We start from the raw sequence: 18,655 nt of genomic DNA, 5'->3' as shown, positions 1-18,655 counted from the left end.
AACTTTTTCCAAAAGTTTCAGGTTATAGGGTTATAACATTGACCCTATAACCTTTATTAACCTCTTACGACCCAGATGTTTTTCGACCCTGCCGGCATTATGGAACAGTTTCTTGTTGCCGATGCCACCACAGTCTACCTTCTCGTGTTCGCTTTCATGATCATTGAGAGCTCGTTCATTCCGTTCCCCTCCGAAGTCATAGTGCCCCCGGCCGCCTACCTCGCATGCACAAGCCACGAAGTCAACATAGTGGCAGTAGTGCTCCTCGCGACCGTCGGAGCCATCATAGGCGCGCTCATCAACTACGGGCTGTCCCTATGGATAGGACGGCCTATCGTCTACCGCTTTGCCGGGAGCCGCCTGGGCCACGCACTTCTGCTCGACGAGAACAAGGTGCGCCACGCCGAAGAATACTTCGATGCCCACGGAGCCATATCGACATTCATAGGCAGACTCGTGCCGGCAGTGCGCCAGCTCATATCCATCCCCGCCGGGCTCGCAAGGATGCACCTCGGCAAGTTCGTCATATTCACCGGGCTTGGAGCCATGACATGGAACATCATCCTCGCAGCCCTCGGCTACTGGCTCGGGACAGTGGTGCCGCGCCAGCAGCTCTATGCCAAAGTCGAGGAGTACAACGACTACCTCACATATATCGGGCTCGGCATAGGAGTGATATGCATCATTATCATACTCTACAATATTTTCAAGCCTCGCAAATAGAAATTCTCCAACCCCAACATCTAAAAACGTCATGACACAGGTATCTCCCTCACTTCTCGCCTCCGACTTCACCCGCCTGGGCGAAGCCGTAGGGACCATCAACCGCAGCCACGCATCGATGATACACGTCGATGTGATGGACGGAATGTTTGTCCCGAACATATCCATCGGATTCCCTGTAATATCCGCCATAAGCCGTGTAGCGGAAAAACCGCTCGACGTTCACATGATGGTAACGGACCCCGGACGCTACATCAATGAGGTGCGCGACTCCGGAGGCTGGCTCATGTGCGTGCACTACGAAGCCTGCACACATCTCCACCGCGATATCTCAGCCATACACGATGCCGGAATGAAAGCAGGTGTAGCCCTCAACCCCGCCACACCTGTGGAGCTGCTTGAGGACATAATCGACGACGTGGACCTGGTACTCCTCATGAGCGTAAACCCCGGCTTCGGAGGGCAGAAGTTCATCCCCAACACCATAAGCAAAGTGAAGCGTCTGCGCCAGATGATCGCGCGCCGCAACTCCGGAGCTATGATCGAGATCGACGGCGGGGTCGACCTCACCACGGCACCCGCACTCATCGCCGCCGGAGCCGACGTGCTTGTGGCAGGAAGCTTCGTGTTCAAGGCTCCCGATCCCATCGGTGCCATCAACGCCCTCTCCGAGCTCGGCTGACAGGATACCACTCCCTGGCAGTAATGCCAGGCGAAACCCCTGTCAAAAAAACCAACCAATCCCCTTGATAAAATCTATGGACCGTTCCCAGATCGAAGAAATACGCATTGAAGATTACGACTATCCCCTCCCCGACCAACGCATAGCCAGGCATCCCCTGGCGGAGCGCGACACCTGCCTGCTGCTTGTGCGTGACCCGCAGGGAGGACTGTCGACACGCCGTTTCAGCGACCTTCCCGCGCTACTTCCGCCCGATTCGATGCTCGTCTACAACAACACCCGCGTCATCAATGCGCGCCTGCGCTTCCGCAAAGGCTCCGACGGCACAGGCGCACTCATCGAGATATTCTGTCTGGAACCCGACGACCCTGCCGACTACGCCGTAAGCTTCGCCGCAACATCATCCTGCTCCTGGAACTGCCTCGTGGGCAACTCCAAGCGATGGAAGGACGGCGATCTCACCCAGGCTGTGACGGTCGACGGCCGCAGCATCACCCTGCGCGCCACACGCCGGAGCAAGGACGGAGCCTCCTCCGTCGTGCGCTTCAGCTGGGACTGTCCTGAAGTGACATTCAGCTCCATAATATCCGCACTCGGCGAGATACCCATCCCCCCCTACCTCAACCGCTCCACCGAAGAGAGCGATTCCCGAGACTACCAGACCGTCTACTCCCGCATCGACGGCTCCGTAGCCGCCCCGACGGCAGGGCTGCACTTCACCCCCGCAGTGCTCCGCGACATAGACCTCCGCGGCATACCGCGCCGCGAGCTCACCCTCCACGTAGGCGCAGGCACATTCCAGCCCGTAAAAAGCGACACCATAGGCGAGCACATGATGCACAGCGAGTTCATAGCCGTTGACCGCCCCCTCATCGAAGAGCTATCCCGCGGGTCACACCGGATAATAGCCGTAGGCACCACATCCGTGCGCACCCTCGAAAGCCTCTACCACCTCGGATGCATGCTCCACAGCGGCATGGACGCATCGACGCTCCCCAGTGGTACCCCTACAGCGACTCCCACCCCTCGCTATCCGTAGCCGACTCAATGGCAGCCATACTCCGCCACCTCGACGCCACAGGACAGGGCACATTCATAGCCTCCACACGCCTGATGATAGCACCAGGCTACAGATACCGCATAGTCCGAGGCATGGTCACCAACTTCCATCAGCCACGCTCCACACTCCTCCTGCTCGTCTCAGCATTCCTCGATGCAGGTGCCGACGAATGGCGGCGCATCTACGACTACGCCCTTGCAGGCGACTTCCGCTTCCTCTCCTACGGCGACGCATGCCTGTTCATTTAGGCACCGTCATCACGCCACTCAATTTAATTTTGTCATTAAAATGATTTTCATTACCTTTGTGATTGCATTATTGTGTATTTATGAAAGACATGAAAATCAACCGGATTCTCCTGCCGCTGCTGATACTCATGGGCATAACCTTCTCAGCGAACGCCCAGACACAGCAAGCCGGCACATATTTCCCCTATCCCATCGTTCCTGACTCGATCTCCACATTCCAGGGACGGTGCAACTATCTCTCCGATCACTTCTTTGATTTCTGCGAGCTCTCCAAAGCGTTCTCCGCCAGGCAGAAGATGGCTAACGAGATGAAAGTCTACCTCTCGGTCGTAGCCAACGCCGAGCCGGAGAGGGCGATCAGAGGAGTCAACAACCTCATGAAAAAGCTTGAGAAGCAGCCGAAGGACCAGCTCTTCATCGCCGAGATCGCCGAAAGCCAGCTCTATTCCGACACTGCCGAACTATGGATCGACGAGCTTTACCTGCCGTTTGCCGAAGCCGTCGCTGCCAACAAGCGCGTAGGCAAGGCTGAGAAAGCCCGATTCCAGCAGCAGGCAACCATCCTGCGCAACTCCCTTGTGGGCAAGCCCGCGCCATCCCTGCCCTACACCCGCCGCGACGGCTCGGAAGGCAACCTCCTGAACGACTCTGCCGAAGTGGTGCTCGTATTCTTCAACGACCCCGACTGCAACGACTGCAACATGGCTCGCATACGCCTCGATGCCGACGTGTCAATGACCGAACTCATCTCCGAAGGAAAGGTCAAGGTAGTGGCAATCTCGCTTGCCGAACCCGACGACGAATGGCGCAGGCACGCCGACAGCTTCCCCGCATCATGGGAGGTTGGAGCCGCACCCGATGCCGACCTCACAATCGATCTGCGCTCAGGGACTCCCGATTTCTACATCATCGACGGCAAGCACAACATCCGGTACAAGCACCTCAACATCACGCAGGTTCTCGATGTGGCACGTCAGCTCAAAAAGAGATAACACACACCTCCGGCTCTCCACGCAGCTCAACCCCCTAACCTTTAACACTTACCCCCACCTACCCATATGGCTTGGCACAACTCCCCCTTGGTCAACATATTTCTGCGCCTCACAGGATTCACCTACACCAACCTTGCGAGGCTCTTCATGCGTCTCTTCGTAGGCATGATGCTGTTGCAGTTCGGCATACGCCATCTTGTTAACTACAATGAATTGTGCACCAACTTCCCCACCGTTCTCGACATGTCGCCGGCAACATCGCTGACGCTCATGATCATCATCGAGCTCGTGTGCTCCCTATCCATAATGGTGGGATTCCTTACCCGCCTCAACACCATCCCCCCCATCCTGGCGATGTGCGCGGCGGAGTACTATATCCTGCACGACATGGTGCCCTATCTCCCTGTCTACGGACTCGACTCCACCGACCCCGGCTATCTCCCCATAATGTTCATAGGCATATACATATACATGCTCATAGCAGGTCCGGGCAAAATATCACTCGATTATTTCATATCCCTCTACATCATCAACCTCCGCGGAAAGGACGAGGAGGAGGAACTGGAGGAAGTCTAACCCCCCACTTAACTCAGCGACAACAGGATTATGCGAGTAGCGGTACTGATATCCGGAGGGGTTGACAGCGCGGTGGCTGTACATCGCCTGCTTGAGCAGGGGCACGACCTGCACCTCTTCTACATACGCATAGGGCTCGACACAGGCGAAGGTGACTGCTCAGCCGAAGAGGACATAGAGATGTGCCGCTACATCGCGGCAAAATACTCTCTCCCATTCGACGTAGTGTCACTTCATGAAGAGTACTGGGAGAACGTCATGGACTACGCCCTGCGCTCTGTACGCGAAGGCCTGACCCCCAACCCCGATGTGATGTGCAACAAAATGATAAAATTCGGATTCTTTGAAGAGCGTTGGGGCAAAGAATTCGACCGCACTGCCACAGGCCACTACGCCACCACCCGTGAGATCGACGGGCTCACATGGCTCGGCACAGGTGTGGACCGCGTAAAGGACCAGACCGACTTCCTGTGCCGCATATCCTACAGCCAGCTCTCCCACCTCATGTTCCCCATAGGCGAGCTACCCAAGGCGGAGGTGAGACGCATAGCCATAGAGACCCGCATGCCCAACGCCTACCGCCGTGACAGCCAGGGGATATGCTTCCTCGGCAAAATCAATTACAACGACTTCATCCGACGCCACCTCGGCGAAAAGCCCGGACCCATCATCGAACTTGAGACCGGACGCAAGCTCGGCACCCACCGCGGATTCTGGTTCCACACCATCGGACAGCGCAAAGGGCTCGGGCTTAGCGGCGGACCATGGTATGTGGTCAAGAAGAACACCCACGACAACGTCGTATACGTCTCCCAAGGCTACGACACCGAAAAGCAGTATGGCTCAACCCTCCATCTCGACGAGATGCACTGGCTCACGCGCGACCCCTGGGGTACTGACTGCGACAAGGTAAGGATAACGTTCAAGAACCGCCACACACCTGAATTCCTCTCCGCTCAACTCACACGCCTCTCCGACAGCGAATACCTCATAGACTCCGCAACACCGGTCCAGGGCATAGCTCCCGGCCAGTTCGCAGTAATATACACCCCCGACAGCAGCCTATGCCTCGGCAGCGGCATCATCACCGGGAGAAACATAATGTTGTAAGCTACCATTATGGACAACGGCAATAACGACATATTTGACAATCTCAGCTCCAGTCAGGGCGGCAACACAGAACGTGTGCGCCTGAGGGTGCTCGGCATCTCCTACAGCCAGATACGCAACGGAGCATACGCCCTTATACTCGCTCAGGTAGGCGGCCCCTACCGCATCCCGGTAGTGATCGGTGCCGGCGAAGCCCAGGCAATCGCTCTGAAGATGGAAGGGATAGTGCCTCCGCGCCCGCTCACTCACGACCTCTTCACAAGCCTCGGACACGCATTCGGCATAGAGCTCACCGAAGTGTTCATATACCGTTTCGAGGATGGAGTTTTCTACTCCGAACTCACATTCACCGACGGCGAGCGCACCATCACCATAGACTCCCGCACCTCCGATGCCGTGGCGATAGCCATGCGCACCGGAGCTCCCATATACACCACTCCCGGGATCCTTACGGAGACCGGCTTCGAGCTTGAAGAGCTCTCCGACGACCCCTCCGGCTCCTCCGCAGATGACGACGACAACGACAACGGCGAGGTGCGCGCACGCGACGAAGAGCCGTCGCCGGTCACACCGACACGCACACCCAAACTCGAAAACTACACCCTCGAAGAGCTGCGCAGGACACTCCAGAGCCTCATCGACCGTGAAGAGTACGAGGAAGCAGCCCGCGTCGCAGAAATAATACGCCGCAAAGAAGATGGAAAAATATAGAAAATAGCCGCATTATCATCCACTTTTACACTTTTTACACACTCCCTCATATCCCATGTCAAAGATCCGACCCTTACAAGCGCGCCTCGCCGCCTTATCGTTCCTTGAATTCGCAGTCTGGGGTGCCTACCTCATCTCATTAGGCAACTACCTCGGCTCGGTAGGGCTCGCCACCCACATCGGATGGTTCTATGCCGTTCAGGGAATAGTATCCATATTCATGCCTGCAATAGTAGGCATCATAGCCGACCGCTGGATACAGGCACAGCGTATGCTGAGCCTCTGCCACCTCCTCGCCGGTCTGTTCATGGGCGCTGCAGCGGTATATGCGCTGACCACTCCCGAAGTGCAGTTCGGTCCGCTATTCACCCTCTACTCCATATCAGTGGCATTCTTCATGCCAACAATAGGGCTATGCAACGCCGTGTCGTTCAACGCCCTCAGCCGCAACGGGCTCGACACAGTGACCTACTTCCCCCCCATCCGCGTGTTCGGAACAGTAGGCTTCATATGCTCGATGCTGTTCGTCAACTTCACACAGTTCCAGACCAACCCCTATCAGCTCGCCACCTCGGCAGTACTGAGCTTCTGCCTCGCCCTCTACGCGCTCACCATGCCGCAGTGCCCCACTAACAGAAGTGCATCCGGCTCGATCGCCGATCAGCTCGGACTAAAGGCATTCAGTCTATTCAAGGAAAGACGTATGGCCATATTCTTCATATTCAGCATGTGCCTTGGCGTATCACTACAGATCACCAACAGCTACGGCAACATATTCATCACCTCGTTTTCCGACATTGCCGAATATGCCGACACATGGGGCGCACGCAACGCCAACGCACTCATATCCCTGTCGCAGATAAGCGAGACTCTCTGCATACTCCTCATCCCCTTCTGCCTGAAACGCTTCGGCATAAAGATAGTAATGCTCATATCGATGATAGCATGGGTGCTGCGCTTCGGCTTCTTCGGGCTTGGCGACACGGGCAGCGGTCTATGGCTGCTCGTCCTCTCATGCATAGTCTACGGCGTGGCATTCGACTTCTTCAATGTATCCGGCGGACTATACGTCGACCAGCAGACCTCCAAGGAGCAGCGGTCCAGCGCGCAGGGGCTGTTCATGATAATGACCAACGGAATAGGTGCCACAGTAGGCACCCTCGCCGCTCAGGGTGTGGTCAACCACTACGTGTTCTCACAGGCCACCCCCGAGGCTCAACAGGCTGGCTGGACCACATCATGGTTCATCTTCGCCGCCTATGCCCTCGTGATTGCAATCCTGTTCATGATTATATTCAAGGATGAACAACCGTTAAAACCCTCCTCCACACAATCGTGATCCAATTCTACGCCCCCGATATAGCCTCGACCCTCACCCTCCCCGAGAGTGACTCGCGTCACGCGGTAAAAGTCCTGAGAATGACCGAAGGGGACACCCTTCAGGCGATTGACGGCTGCGGGCTCCTCTACACATGCCGGCTCGTCGAGGCCCATCCCAAGCGTGCGGCAGTAGAGATAATAGAATCCCGGCTCCAGCCTCTGCCATGGGCTCAGCAACTCACTGTTGCTGTTGCCCCCACCAAGCATATGGACCGCATGGAATGGATGGTCGAAAAGATGACCGAGATAGGGGTCAACCGCATCATCCCGCTCCTTTGCGATCGCAGCGAACGGCGCGAGCTAAAGGTAGAAAGGCTCGAAAAGATTGCTGTCTCGGCAATGAAGCAGTCACTCAAAGCCCATCTGCCGATCATCGATGCGCTCACCCCCCTCCGTCAGGTCGCAGCTCTTATGCCGGAGGCACAGCGGTTTGTAGGCTACTGCGACCCCTCGGTCCCCCGACGGGAGCTGTCACACATATACTCGCCCCACAAGGACACCATGATACTCATCGGCCCAGAGGGTGACTTCACCCCGGCCGAAGTGTCACTGATGCTCGAAGCCGGGATTGTCCCCGCGACATTCGGCGACAACCGCCTGCGCACCGAGACAGCCGCCCTCTACGCTCTCTCAGCATGCCATGTCATCGACTCCTCACACTCTCCCGAACACTGAAGAATATACAGCAACAACCCAAGATATGTTCTCATTCAAGGAATATTCATCACACCCCCAGTTCTTCCTCCTCGCAGGCCCATGCGTCATCGAAGGGGAGGAAATGGCATTGGATATTGCCGAACAATGCGTCAGAATCACTTCTGAGCTCGGCATCCCTTACGTATTCAAAGGCTCATACCGCAAAGCCAACCGCTCACGCATCGACTCATTCACCGGTGTAGGCGACCTGAAGGCTCTCAAGGTTCTTGCAAAAGTCCGCGACACCTTCGGTGTCCCTGTCGTGACCGACATCCATGCCGCAGACGAAGCCGAGATGGCAGCCGAATATGTAGATGTACTCCAGATACCGGCTTTCCTGTGCAGGCAGACCGACATTCTCATCGCCGCAGCAGGCACCGGAAAGGCAGTCAACATAAAAAAGGGGCAGTTCCTCTCGCCCGATGCCATGCAGTTCGCCATTCAGAAAGTGCGCGACGCCGGCAACGACAACGTAGCCCTCACCGAACGTGGTGTCTCATTCGGCTACCAGGACCTTATCGTTGACTACCGCGGCATCCCCGAAATGCAGCGTTTCGGAGCCCCGGTGATCCTCGACATAACCCACTCCCTTCAGCAGCCCAACCAGCCGGCGGGAGTCACCGGCGGCCGACCCGACCTCATCGAGACAATAGCCAGAGCCGGGATCGCAACAGGCGTCGACGGCATATTCCTTGAGACCCACCGCGACCCGTCCGTGGCAAAGAGCGACGGTGCCAACATGCTCCCGCTCGACCGTCTCCCCCAGCTCCTGCGCAACCTCTCGGCAATACGCTCTGTAATCAACACTCTATAATCACACCTCCATCAGACATCATCACACCCTATACTCACAATGAACATCAGATCCATCACACTATCACTCCTCATATCCGTTGCTGCAATCTCGGCAAGCGCACAAAGCTATGACGACCCCATGTCACAGGCTCTGATGAAAGCCTTCGACGAACTCCTTGACGAGGACCCGCGCGACCCGGAGACTCTCGTGCGCCGCGCAGGGCTGTACTATGCCCATCAGGACTACATCAAAGCCCTCGACGACATAAACACAGCTATGAAATACTACGCCCCCGACGATGACGAGTCCCGCTACCCGGCATACCAGCTGCGCGCAAAGATATATCAGCGTCAGAAGAAATATGAGGACGCACTCGCCGACCTCAACACAGTCCTCAAGATGTCACCTCAGGACTACGGCACCATCTACCAGCGTGCCAACGTGCTCTATGAGCTCGGACGGTACCCCGAAGCCAACGCCGACTACTACCTCATGCTGCGTCTCAACCCCCGCAGCCAGGATGCCCTGCTCGGACAAGCCAAGGTCGCGGTAAAGCAGAACAACCTCGGGACCGCCAACGATCTCGCCGACCGTGCCGTGGCAATGACACCAAACAACAGTGAGATATTCATCGGACGCGCCGCCGTGCGCGACCTCATGGGCAACCGCCAGGGTGCCGTGGAGGACTACATATCAGCCATATCGGTCGACAACGAGAGCACAGCGCGTGCCTTGAGCCATCTTGTGGCTATGTCCCGCACCGACTACCCCACCGTCATGGCTGGACTCTCGTCAGCCATCAGCAAAGCCCCGCGCACAGGCATGTTCTACTTCATACGTGCAATGATAGCCCAGGGCCACTGCAACTATCTCGCAGCTATAGCCGACTACGACAAGATCATCAACGAGAACCTCGATTCCTACCCCGGGCTCAACGGTGCTCTCGCCGAATGCTACTACTACCTCGGACGCTACGACCGCGCCCTGCTTAACGCCGACTACGCCATAAGTGCCACCGACGAAAATGCATTCTACTACGTGCTCAAGTCACGTATCGAGCGGGCAATGGGCGACAACCAGGCTGCACTCGACGCTGCCGACAAGGCCATCGAAAAATCTCCGGAATCAATCGATGCTCTTGAGGCAAAAGCTCTCGCCGAAATAGCTCTCGGACAGCCCGCCGGCGCATCAATCGCCCTAAGCGAAGCCGCAATGGTCAACCCCGAAAACCCCTACATACAGATCCTCCGCGGATGGGTGCTCGGCGACTTCCGCAAGCAGGCCGCCAATTCCGAACGAGCCTACGAAATGGTGCTCGACATGGACTTCGACTTCGACAACGTGCAGTCGCTCCGTGGATTTGCCCTCCTCTCACTCGACCGCAGGGAACAGGCGGACAACTGGATGGAACGCATCCTCGACACTGCCGACGACTTCGACGGAATGGTCAACTACTACGCCGCATGCTACTATTCACAGACCGGCATGACCGAACGCGCCCTCCGATGCATGGAGACATCGCTCGAAAAAGGCTACGCCAACTACCACAACTGGACCAAGGCTTCGGAAGCGAACATCAACTGCGCCCCCCTACGCTCCAATCCCGAGTTCACCAGACTTCTTGACAAATACTCACACCTCTTCAAATAGACCTACACATGCGCCTCCCCCTGACTCTCTGCCTCCTGATCTTGGCTACACTGTTCTCCCGGGCAGAGACCCAACGACTGATGATCCCCGGCTCGCACGGCAACCTCTCGGCTGTCATCGAGACCCCCGACCTGCGGCAAGGGCAGAAATGCCCTATGGTGATGATCATGCACGGCTTCATGGGAAGCAAGGATTCCCCGCTTGAAAAGATGATAGCCGAAAAGCTACTCTCAGCAGGGATAGCCTCCATACGCTTCGACTTCAACGGCCACGGCGAAAGCGAAGGCGAATTCATCGACATGACCGTGCCCAACGAGATCGAGGACGCCATCAAGGTGCACAGCTATGTGTCAGGGCTCCCCTACGTAAGCAGCATAGGAGTCACAGGCCACTCCCAGGGAGGCGTGGTTGCATCCATGCTCGCAGGCAAGCTCGGCAAAAAGAAGGTCCGGAGTGTGGTACTCATGGCACCCGCAGCAGTCCTGCGCGACGATGCCATCCGTGGCAACACCATGGGCAAGATCTACGACCCGCTCAATCCACCCGAATACATCGAGATGTGGAACGGCAAGAAACTCGGACGCGACTACATGCTCACAGCATTCTCGCTGCCCATCTACGAGACCGCCTCGGCATATACAGGACACGCATGCATAATCCACGGCACAGGCGACCGCGTAGCGCCCTACACCTACGGACTCCGCTTCCACGACATCTGGAAAGGAAGCGAATACCATCAGCTCGAAGCCGAGGACCACGGCTTCTCCAAGGACCTCGACCGTGCCGCCACCCTCTCCGCCGACTTCCTCATCACCCACCTCAAATAACCCCTCAGGCCCCTCCACTCCACCCCCGCTTCATAACATTCCCCTGCTATAATCCCTCCTCTGCCATAGCATAAACTATTCACATCCGGTACCCCGACTGTAAAACCAAAATACACTCAGGGAATCTGATGCATTTTGCAAGCCCACCACACCAACGCACGGCACACTGCCATAATCGCCACTACACCAACCCTATAGCCCTATGGTCCTATAGTCTTCCCCTCCTTTGGTCCTCTGGTCATATAAGTCCTAAAATTGCGGAATTCTCATTTTCCGGCATCTCCACCTCCTCATATTTCTTCTTAGGCTTGCCATAATCTCCATCCCCCTATATGGACCTATGGTCGTGTGGTCTTATCATTATTCAATGTCGGCGCGAGGGTATGATTGAACGCAGGCTCACTCCTTCAATCCTGAGCACCATAAATACATAGAGTGCAAGCAGAGGTGTACGCATAGCCATCGTGGTCCAGGGATGAGCCTCCATCCCTATCACCTCTCCGACCACCCAGAACACCAGCCCCGACACAAAATAGAGCATCAGACGGGGCACATTATAACCGATAGGATAATGCCGGCGTCCGACAACATAGCTTGCAAGCATCATCACACCGTAACATCCTAAAGCCGCCCACGCACACCCTATGTAACCGTAACGCGGCACCAGGAGCACATTCAGACCCACAGTCACCACCAGCCCGAGAAGCGAGAGCCACATCCCCCACACCGTGCGGTCAGTTATCTTATACCACACCGAAAGATTGAAGAACACACCGAAGAACAGCTCCGCCACCATGAGTATCGGCACCACCTTAAGCCCGCTGAAATACGACGCCGCAATGAAATGGCGCAGAATGTCGAGATAATACATCACCCCGAGAAATATAACCATGCCGAATATCACGAACCACCTCATGGCATCGCGATAGCTCTGCAAGCGGTCCTCGCCATGATCCTTCGCCTTAGCGAAGATAAACGGCTCATAGGCAAAGCGGAATGCCTGTATGAACATCACCATCACAATCGCTATCTTATAGTTGGCTCCATATATACCCACAGCAGTTATGCCCTCGGCATTATCGGCATAAAGCCAAGGCATCAACAGCGTACCGAGAGTCTGATTCATGATCCCGGCGACACCAAGCACAAGAAGAGGTGCCGAATACGCAAGCATCTCGCGCCACAACGCCGGATTGAAACGCCAGCGGAACCCCTTGAGCTCAGGCACAAGCAACACCACGTTCATCACCGACGACACAAGATTGGCAAGAAAGATATAACCGATACCGAAATCCGGATCATAGAACCACGCTATCCATCCCGGAGCACACTCCCACAGCCACGGACATATGAGTATAAAGAACAGGTTAAGACCTATGTTAACAGCTATGTTCACAAGCCTCAGCGACGCAAACCTCAACGGACGCTTGGCATAGCGCAGATAGCTGAAAGGAAGAGCCGTGAACGCATCAAGCGCGACTGCCACCGTCATCATCACAATATAGTCATGATGACTGCCGGCATGCAGTGCATCCGACACCGGACCGATAAACGACAGTATCATGGCGACAAATACCGTCGAGCTCACCCCAAGCGAGATAAGTGCCGTGGAATAGACCTCAAGAGGGTCCTTGTAGCGGTCATGGTTGGCAAAACGGAAAAAACCCGTCTCCATCCCATACGTCAGCACTATAAGCGCAAGCGCGACAGCCGAATACACATAAGTAACCACGCCATACTCATCGGCAGGAAACATCTGTGTGTACAGCGGCACCAGACACCAGTTGAGAAACCGTCCTATTATACTGCTAAGCCCATATATCGCAGTATCCTTTGCAAGTGATTTTATTCCAGCCATAACTTCAACGGCACATGCCAAAATATATACGATTATCCTATCCCCCGCCTCAGAACAGACTCCCCTGCGAAGCCGGAGGATTGAGCCTCAGATGACTGTATGCAAGCGATGTCACCTCACGCCCGCGAGGAGTGCGACGCAGAAAACCCTCCATTATCAGGAAAGGCTCATACACCTCCTCTATGGTATCCTGCTCCTCACCTATGGCAGTAGCAATGGTAGAAAGCCCAACAGGACCACCGTTAAACTTGTTTATCATCGTCAGAAGCAACTTATGGTCCATCTCGTCCAGACCGTAGCGGTCAATGTTGAGAGCCTCCAGGGCATACCTCGCGATCTCCACATCAATCTCACCCGATCCCTTGACCTGGGCAAAATCCCTCACACGGCGCAGCAGCGAATTGGCTATACGCGGAGTCCCGCGCGAGCGCATCGCTATCTCGTGGGCAGCCTCCGCCGAACACTTCACCCCCAGCAGAGCAGCCGAGCGGGCGATAATCCTCTCAAGCACATCATGCTTATAGTACTCCAGATGGCAATTGATGCCAAAGCGCGCACGCATAGGGGCAGTCAGCATCCCCGACCGGGTAGTAGCCCCCACCAGTGTGAAAGGCGACAGCGACAGCTGCACCGACCTCGCGCCCGGACCCTTGTCAATCATGATGTCGATACGGAAATCCTCCATCGCCGAATAGAGATACTCCTCCACCACACGGCTCAGACGGTGTATCTCATCAATGAAAAGCACATCATTGTCGCCAAGCGAAGTCAGTATACCGGCAAGATCGCCGGGCTTGTCGAGCACCGGACCGGAAGTGACCTTGAAATTCACCCCGAGCTCATTGGCTATGACACCCGCAAGCGTCGTCTTGCCAAGCCCCGGAGGACCGAACAAGAGCAGATGGTCCAAAGCCTCACCGCGCATGCGGGCAGCCTGGACAAACACCTTCAGATTCTCTACAATCTTCTCCTGACCGTTGAACGCATCAAAATACGAAGGCCTCAAAGCCTTCTCAAACTCCTTGTCAGGATTCGACCTGTTATGTATATCAAATTCGGATTCCATATGGTCTACAAAAGTAATGAAAATTTCCACCTCCACCAAGCATCCGACCCTTACTATAATGCAGAGCCGTAAATATATCCATACACATTCCCATACATGTATATAGAAACCTCTTGAACATTTAGCAGCCAACACTACCGCTGTCTCCACCCCGGCCCCATCATTCCCACTTTGATTTCTCAGCAGGAAAGAGTAATTTTGCGGTATCTCATTCTTATAACAAAGCAACATGAAAGTAGCCATCATCGGTGCTGGAGCAATGGGCGGAGCCATCGCCCGCGGGCTCATCAGTTCCGCACCACGGTTCATAACATCTCCCGGCGACCTCTGCGCCGCCAATCCCTCCCCCCGGCGGCTGGCACCCCTGGCTGAAGCCGGAGCCTCCACCACATGCTCCAACATCGAAGCCGTCAGGGATGCATCCCTCGTCATCCTGTGCGTGAAGCCATGGCTCGTCAAAGATGTGATAACCGAAATCAAGGATCATATCGACTACTCATACGCCGAAATAGCCGTCGTGGCTGCCTGCGTCACTATCTCCGACCTGAATGAATGGCTCCATAAAGAATCCGCCGGCTCCCGGTCTCCGTCGTTCTGCATCGTCATGCCCAACACTGCTGTATCGCTGTGCAAATCCATGACATTCCAGGTCAACGGAAACGGCACATGCCCCCTCACCTTGAAAGCATTCGGCCAGCTGGGCGAAGTGATGGTCATAGAGGAACGGCTGCTCCCGGCAGCCACCTCGATAGCATCATGCGGAATAGCCTATGCCCTGCGCTACATCCGCGCAGCCATGGAGGGAAGTGTCGAACTCGGCATACGAGCCCCTTTGGCACAGGAAATGATAGTGCAGACCCTCATAGGTGCTGCATCTCTGCTGCAAGAGCCCGGCACCCATCCCGAAACAGAAATTGACAAGGTTACAACACCGGGCGGACTCACCATACGCGGACTCAACGCCATGGAGCATTCAGGATTCACATCGGCTGTCATCAATGGGCTGAAAGCCTCCACACCCCGATAGGCACCTCACCATCCGCCTACTTCATCGACTGCATCTCCACAAGCCGCATGTAATATCCGTTCTTGGCTATCAGCTCATCATGCGTGCCGCTCTCCACTATCTCACCTTCATGCATCACGCATATCTGCGACGCATTCTTGATGGTCGAAAGGCGGTGGGCTATCACAAGCGTGGTCCTGTCCTTCATCAGACGTTCCAGGGCCTCCTGCACCAGCCTCTCGCTCTCGCTGTCAAGAGCCGATGTAGCCTCGTCAAGTATCAGGATAGGCGGGTTCTTGAGTATGGCACGCGCTATTGAGATCCTCTGACGCTGACCGCCCGACAGGCGGCATCCGCGGTCGCCGATATTGGTGCTGTATCCATCCTCGGTAGCCATGATGAACTCATGTGCGTTGGCTATCTTCGCAGCAGCGATCACCTGCTCCATAGTAGCGTTCTTCACTCCGAAGGCTATATTGTTGAACACAGTGTCGTTAAACAGTATCGCCTCCTGATTCACATTCCCCATCATTCCGCGCAGATCATGCACACGCAGATTGCGTATGTCATGCCCATCCACCTTTATCGAACCGCCATTGATGTCATAGAACCTCGGCAGCAGGTCGGCCATAGTCGACTTTCCGCTACCGCTCTGACCCACAAGGGCGACAGTCTCTCCCGGCTTGATCGAAAGGCTCACACCCTTCACCACAGGCACCTCAGGGTCATATCCGAAAGTCACATTCTCATACCTTATCTCACCCTTCAGGTCCTTGATTGTCTCAGGCTTCTCCGGATCAGAGATGGGATTGACGGCATTCAATATGGCATCCACGCGCTGCATCGACGCCAGGCCCTTCTGTATGCTGTACATTGCCTTTGTCAGATCCTTGGCAGGATTGATCACCGAATAGAAAATGACCATATAGTATATGAACGAGGCGGCATTCATCCCCGAGGTCCCGCTGAGGATGAGTGTTCCGCCAAACACAAGCACTATGGCAATGGTTATGGTGCCAAGAAACTCGCTCATCGGGTGGGCAAGCGACTGCCTGCGCTGCACATTGCGTGTGATGCGGAAAAACTCCTGATTACCGCTATGAAAACGGTTTGTAACCTTCTGTTCGGCATTGAAAGCCTTGATGATGCGAAGCCCGCCGAGGGTCTCCTCTATATTGCTCATGAGCTGGCCCCACTGCTGCTGCCCCTCGAACGATGCCCTCTTGAGCCTCTTGCCCACACGCCCCATTATAGAACCCGCTATCGGCAGAAGCAGAAGCACGAACACTGTTAGCTGCCACGACATGAAAAGCATCATCGACAGGCACACGATTATCATTATCGGGTCCTTGAATATCATATCCAGGGTCGACATTATCGAATTCTCGATCTCTGACACGTCGCCGGTCATACGCGCCATCACATCACCCTTGCGCTCATTGGTGAAGAACCCTATGGGCAGACGCACAATCTTTTCGTACACAAAATTACGGAGGTCCCTAACTATACCCGCACGCATCGGTATCACGAAGTAGCTGCTCAGATAAGTGGCTCCGGTCTTCAGCATGGTCATGAACACGAGAAGGCCCGCCATAGCCATAAGCGTCCCCACAGGCCCCCAGTTATGGATGCAGTCCTGCGTGTAGTAATAGAAATTATTGATCAGCACATCCTTCAGGGAATGGCTGCCAATCTCCCAATACTCGTACTGCACATCCTTGATCTTAAAAAGTATCTCAAGGATAGGCACTATCACGGCAAACGAGAACAGTGTCAGGAATGCCGCAAGGACATTGAAAAATATATTGAGTATGAGATATTTCCTGTAAGGAGGCACAAACCGCCTGAACAGGCTCCAGAGTTCTTTCATATACCTTGATTTCGCTTGTGGGGGCCAAATGCAGTCGGCTCCCTCCTGTTTTAATTATCCTCTCTTGCGGCATTTATTCATATACACTTATAGCCCACGCCGACCCGCGTGAAAAGGCACAGCGCGTCAGTGCAGGCTTATATGTGTTTCTGTCACCGCTTGGTAGCGTCTCTTATTCAGCTGTGGCAGGAGCTTCTGCGGCAGGTGTTTCTGTAGCAGCAGGTGCCTCTGTCTCGGCGGCGGGAGCTGCCTCAGGTGCTTTTACGGGAGCGGGAGTGTTGAAGTTGCCGGGCACAGTCTGCTCGGTGGCAGCAGGAGCATTAACTCGTGAAGTGCCTACAATCGCCTTAGGCATACAGAATGTGGAGAGAACTGCGAGCACGCAGATCACGCCTGCAAGACCCCATGTGAGCTTCTCTATAAAACTGTTGGTACGGCGGACACCCATGATCTGGTTGCTTCCGGCAAAAGACGACGAGAGACCTCCTCCCTTGGACTTCTGCACAAGCACTACACAGATAAGGAGCACGGCACAGATGAGAGTCAGGATGATCAGTACAATGTACATAGCTATATTTAATATGTTGGGTATAAATTATTTACTATTATTTGCCGCTTCACGGTTAAGCATAAGCTTCCTCAGAAACCGCAATTGGTCTGCAAAGTAAGCACTTTTTTTTGGATTATTCAAACTTAGAGTGTGAATAATTTCAAACGCTTTGTCATATCTCTTCTGGCGGATATAGATTTTCGCAAGGCTCTCACTAAGTGACGAATCATATGCCGGGCTCGCGGCATGGCTCGGCGCATGATGCTCCTCAGCCGCGACAGGCTCCTCCTTGCCCCGCGCGGCATGCGCGTCACCATGCCTGGGCTGCTCCCGCGGGAGCAGCTGCGACTCATCATCCTTATGCTTAAGTATGAACGAATTAATCAGGGCGTCCTGCGGATTATCCGCCGTGGCGGCGTCAGCCACAGTGGGCAGGTCGCTCTCCTCCTCGCGGGCGAGCATCGACGAATAGTCGGGCGCGGGATTGAATATCAGGCGTTCGAGCAGAGCCTCCTCACGAGGGTCATAGCGGCCGTAGGTCTCAAGAAACTTCGATATCGCGTCACTCGTGTTCACCTCCGCGCGGCATGCGGGATAGAAATGCGCCCACTCCTCATAGGCGACATCCGTGAGCATGAAACCCATCCTGAGATCCGGACAGTTCATGGCTATCTGCTCTATAAGCCTCTGCCGCAATCCTGCATCCATGCTCCCTGCTCCATGACGCAAGGCAAGCACAGCCGGAAGATAGAAGAAATCATACCTCTTCGTCACAGCCTCCACATCCTGGGCTGCCGGCGGCACACTCCCATCGGAAAGCACCGACAATATACGGCTCAAATGCTCATCCATAA

General features: G+C 55.2%; 17 protein-coding genes and 1 pseudogene. 13 read left to right on the top strand and 5 right to left on the bottom strand.

Features of this window, described 5'->3' with window-relative positions; all coding sequences use genetic code 11:
* Positions 1 to 99 precede the first annotated feature (99 nt).
* The 12 genes and pseudogenes from EZ315_RS06020 to EZ315_RS05965 all read left to right on the top strand — a co-directional run bounded on the left by EZ315_RS06020 (position 100) and on the right by EZ315_RS05965 (position 11,451).
* Entirely contained in the window at positions 100 to 723 is a 624-nt protein-coding gene (locus tag EZ315_RS06020) for a DedA family protein (protein ID WP_135471285.1), read from the top strand.
* A gap of 31 nt (positions 724 to 754) precedes the next feature.
* Entirely contained in the window at positions 755 to 1,405 is a 651-nt protein-coding gene (gene rpe / locus EZ315_RS06015) for a ribulose-phosphate 3-epimerase (RefSeq protein ID WP_135471284.1), read from the top strand.
* 76 nt (positions 1,406 to 1,481) lie between these two features.
* Positions 1,482 to 2,713, top strand: a pseudogene (locus EZ315_RS06010) (S-adenosylmethionine:tRNA ribosyltransferase-isomerase).
* An 89-nt stretch (positions 2,714 to 2,802) separates the two neighbouring features.
* The gene (locus EZ315_RS06005) at positions 2,803 to 3,705 is read left to right on the top strand and encodes a DUF5106 domain-containing protein (protein ID WP_170957479.1); all 903 of its coding nucleotides are present in this window, start codon (positions 2,803 to 2,805) and stop codon (positions 3,703 to 3,705) included.
* A gap of 66 nt (positions 3,706 to 3,771) precedes the next feature.
* Positions 3,772 to 4,281, top strand: a complete 510-nt coding sequence (locus EZ315_RS06000) for a DoxX family protein (protein ID WP_135471282.1) — start codon at positions 3,772 to 3,774, stop codon at positions 4,279 to 4,281.
* Between the two features lie 30 nt (positions 4,282 to 4,311).
* On the top strand, positions 4,312 to 5,391 hold the full coding sequence (gene mnmA, locus EZ315_RS05995) for a tRNA 2-thiouridine(34) synthase MnmA (protein WP_135471281.1): 1,080 nt from the start codon (positions 4,312 to 4,314) through the stop codon (positions 5,389 to 5,391).
* Between the two features lie 9 nt (positions 5,392 to 5,400).
* Complete coding sequence (locus EZ315_RS05990) at positions 5,401 to 6,102, top strand: bifunctional nuclease family protein (RefSeq protein WP_135471280.1); 702 nt, start codon at positions 5,401 to 5,403, stop codon at positions 6,100 to 6,102.
* Between the two features lie 55 nt (positions 6,103 to 6,157).
* Positions 6,158 to 7,441: an MFS transporter gene (locus EZ315_RS05985; RefSeq protein WP_135471279.1), complete on the top strand. Its 1,284-nt coding sequence runs from the start codon at positions 6,158 to 6,160 to the stop codon at positions 7,439 to 7,441.
* The gene (locus tag EZ315_RS05980; RefSeq protein WP_135471278.1) at positions 7,438 to 8,157 is read left to right on the top strand and encodes an RsmE family RNA methyltransferase; all 720 of its coding nucleotides are present in this window, start codon (positions 7,438 to 7,440) and stop codon (positions 8,155 to 8,157) included. The genes EZ315_RS05985 and EZ315_RS05980 overlap by 4 nt, the downstream gene beginning before the upstream one ends.
* A 25-nt stretch (positions 8,158 to 8,182) precedes the next feature.
* Positions 8,183 to 8,992 carry a 3-deoxy-8-phosphooctulonate synthase gene (gene kdsA, locus EZ315_RS05975; RefSeq protein ID WP_135471920.1) on the top strand — a complete coding sequence of 270 codons (810 nt, stop codon included), beginning with the start codon at positions 8,183 to 8,185 and terminating at the stop codon, positions 8,990 to 8,992.
* Between the two features lie 39 nt (positions 8,993 to 9,031).
* On the top strand, positions 9,032 to 10,624 hold the full coding sequence (locus tag EZ315_RS05970) for a tetratricopeptide repeat protein (protein WP_135471277.1): 1,593 nt from the start codon (positions 9,032 to 9,034) through the stop codon (positions 10,622 to 10,624).
* Positions 10,625 to 10,665: 41 nt separating this feature from the next.
* Entirely contained in the window at positions 10,666 to 11,451 is a 786-nt protein-coding gene (locus EZ315_RS05965; RefSeq protein ID WP_242452521.1) for an alpha/beta hydrolase family protein, read from the top strand.
* Between the two features lie 364 nt (positions 11,452 to 11,815).
* Here EZ315_RS05965 and EZ315_RS05960 read toward each other — a convergent pair whose 3' ends face one another.
* Entirely contained in the window at positions 11,816 to 13,309 is a 1,494-nt protein-coding gene (locus EZ315_RS05960; protein ID WP_135471275.1) for a lipopolysaccharide biosynthesis protein, read from the bottom strand.
* Positions 13,310 to 13,358: 49 nt separating this feature from the next.
* Positions 13,359 to 14,375 (bottom strand): Holliday junction branch migration DNA helicase RuvB, encoded by a 1,017-nt coding sequence (ruvB, locus tag EZ315_RS05955; protein ID WP_135471274.1) that lies wholly within the window; start codon positions 14,373 to 14,375, stop codon positions 13,359 to 13,361.
* A 229-nt stretch (positions 14,376 to 14,604) separates the two neighbouring features.
* On the opposite strand from ruvB, the gene EZ315_RS05950 reads away from it, so the two are divergent.
* Positions 14,605 to 15,402 carry a pyrroline-5-carboxylate reductase family protein gene (locus EZ315_RS05950; protein WP_135471273.1) on the top strand — a complete coding sequence of 266 codons (798 nt, stop codon included), beginning with the start codon at positions 14,605 to 14,607 and terminating at the stop codon, positions 15,400 to 15,402.
* 16 nt (positions 15,403 to 15,418) lie between these two features.
* On the opposite strand, the gene EZ315_RS05945 is transcribed toward EZ315_RS05950, so the two are convergent.
* From EZ315_RS05945 to EZ315_RS05935, 3 genes are all read right to left on the bottom strand, one after another.
* Complete coding sequence (locus tag EZ315_RS05945; protein WP_135471272.1) at positions 15,419 to 17,251, bottom strand: ABC transporter ATP-binding protein; 1,833 nt, start codon at positions 17,249 to 17,251, stop codon at positions 15,419 to 15,421.
* Between the two features lie 172 nt (positions 17,252 to 17,423).
* Entirely contained in the window at positions 17,424 to 17,819 is a 396-nt protein-coding gene (gene secG, locus EZ315_RS05940; protein WP_135471271.1) for a preprotein translocase subunit SecG, read from the bottom strand.
* Between the two features lie 27 nt (positions 17,820 to 17,846).
* Positions 17,847 to 18,653, bottom strand: a complete 807-nt coding sequence (locus EZ315_RS05935) for a hypothetical protein (RefSeq protein WP_135471270.1) — start codon at positions 18,651 to 18,653, stop codon at positions 17,847 to 17,849.
* Between the last annotated feature and the right edge of the window lie 2 nt (positions 18,654 to 18,655).

The organism is Duncaniella freteri, from assembly GCF_004766125.1.
Lineage (GTDB): Bacteria > Bacteroidota > Bacteroidia > Bacteroidales > Muribaculaceae > Duncaniella > Duncaniella freteri.
This window is presented reverse-complemented; position numbering and strand designations above follow the sequence as displayed.

Coding starts and splice junctions, on each gene's coding strand:
- EZ315_RS06005 (WP_170957479.1), top strand. CDS start 2,803: ATGAAAATCAACCGGATTCTCCTGCCGCTGCTGATACTCATGGGCATA.
- EZ315_RS05990 (WP_135471280.1), top strand. CDS start 5,401: ATGGACAACGGCAATAACGACATATTTGACAATCTCAGCTCCAGTCAG.
- EZ315_RS06000 (WP_135471282.1), top strand. CDS start 3,772: ATGGCTTGGCACAACTCCCCCTTGGTCAACATATTTCTGCGCCTCACA.
- mnmA (WP_135471281.1), top strand. CDS start 4,312: ATGCGAGTAGCGGTACTGATATCCGGAGGGGTTGACAGCGCGGTGGCT.
- rpe (WP_135471284.1), top strand. CDS start 755: ATGACACAGGTATCTCCCTCACTTCTCGCCTCCGACTTCACCCGCCTG.
- EZ315_RS05950 (WP_135471273.1), top strand. CDS start 14,605: ATGAAAGTAGCCATCATCGGTGCTGGAGCAATGGGCGGAGCCATCGCC.
- EZ315_RS06020 (WP_135471285.1), top strand. CDS start 100: ATGGAACAGTTTCTTGTTGCCGATGCCACCACAGTCTACCTTCTCGTG.
- ruvB (WP_135471274.1), bottom strand. CDS start 14,375: ATGGAATCCGAATTTGATATACATAACAGGTCGAATCCTGACAAGGAG.
- EZ315_RS05935 (WP_135471270.1), bottom strand. CDS start 18,653: ATGGATGAGCATTTGAGCCGTATATTGTCGGTGCTTTCCGATGGGAGT.
- EZ315_RS05970 (WP_135471277.1), top strand. CDS start 9,032: ATGAACATCAGATCCATCACACTATCACTCCTCATATCCGTTGCTGCA.
- EZ315_RS05960 (WP_135471275.1), bottom strand. CDS start 13,309: ATGGCTGGAATAAAATCACTTGCAAAGGATACTGCGATATATGGGCTT.
- EZ315_RS05985 (WP_135471279.1), top strand. CDS start 6,158: ATGTCAAAGATCCGACCCTTACAAGCGCGCCTCGCCGCCTTATCGTTC.
- kdsA (WP_135471920.1), top strand. CDS start 8,183: ATGTTCTCATTCAAGGAATATTCATCACACCCCCAGTTCTTCCTCCTC.
- secG (WP_135471271.1), bottom strand. CDS start 17,819: ATGTACATTGTACTGATCATCCTGACTCTCATCTGTGCCGTGCTCCTT.
- EZ315_RS05945 (WP_135471272.1), bottom strand. CDS start 17,251: ATGAAAGAACTCTGGAGCCTGTTCAGGCGGTTTGTGCCTCCTTACAGG.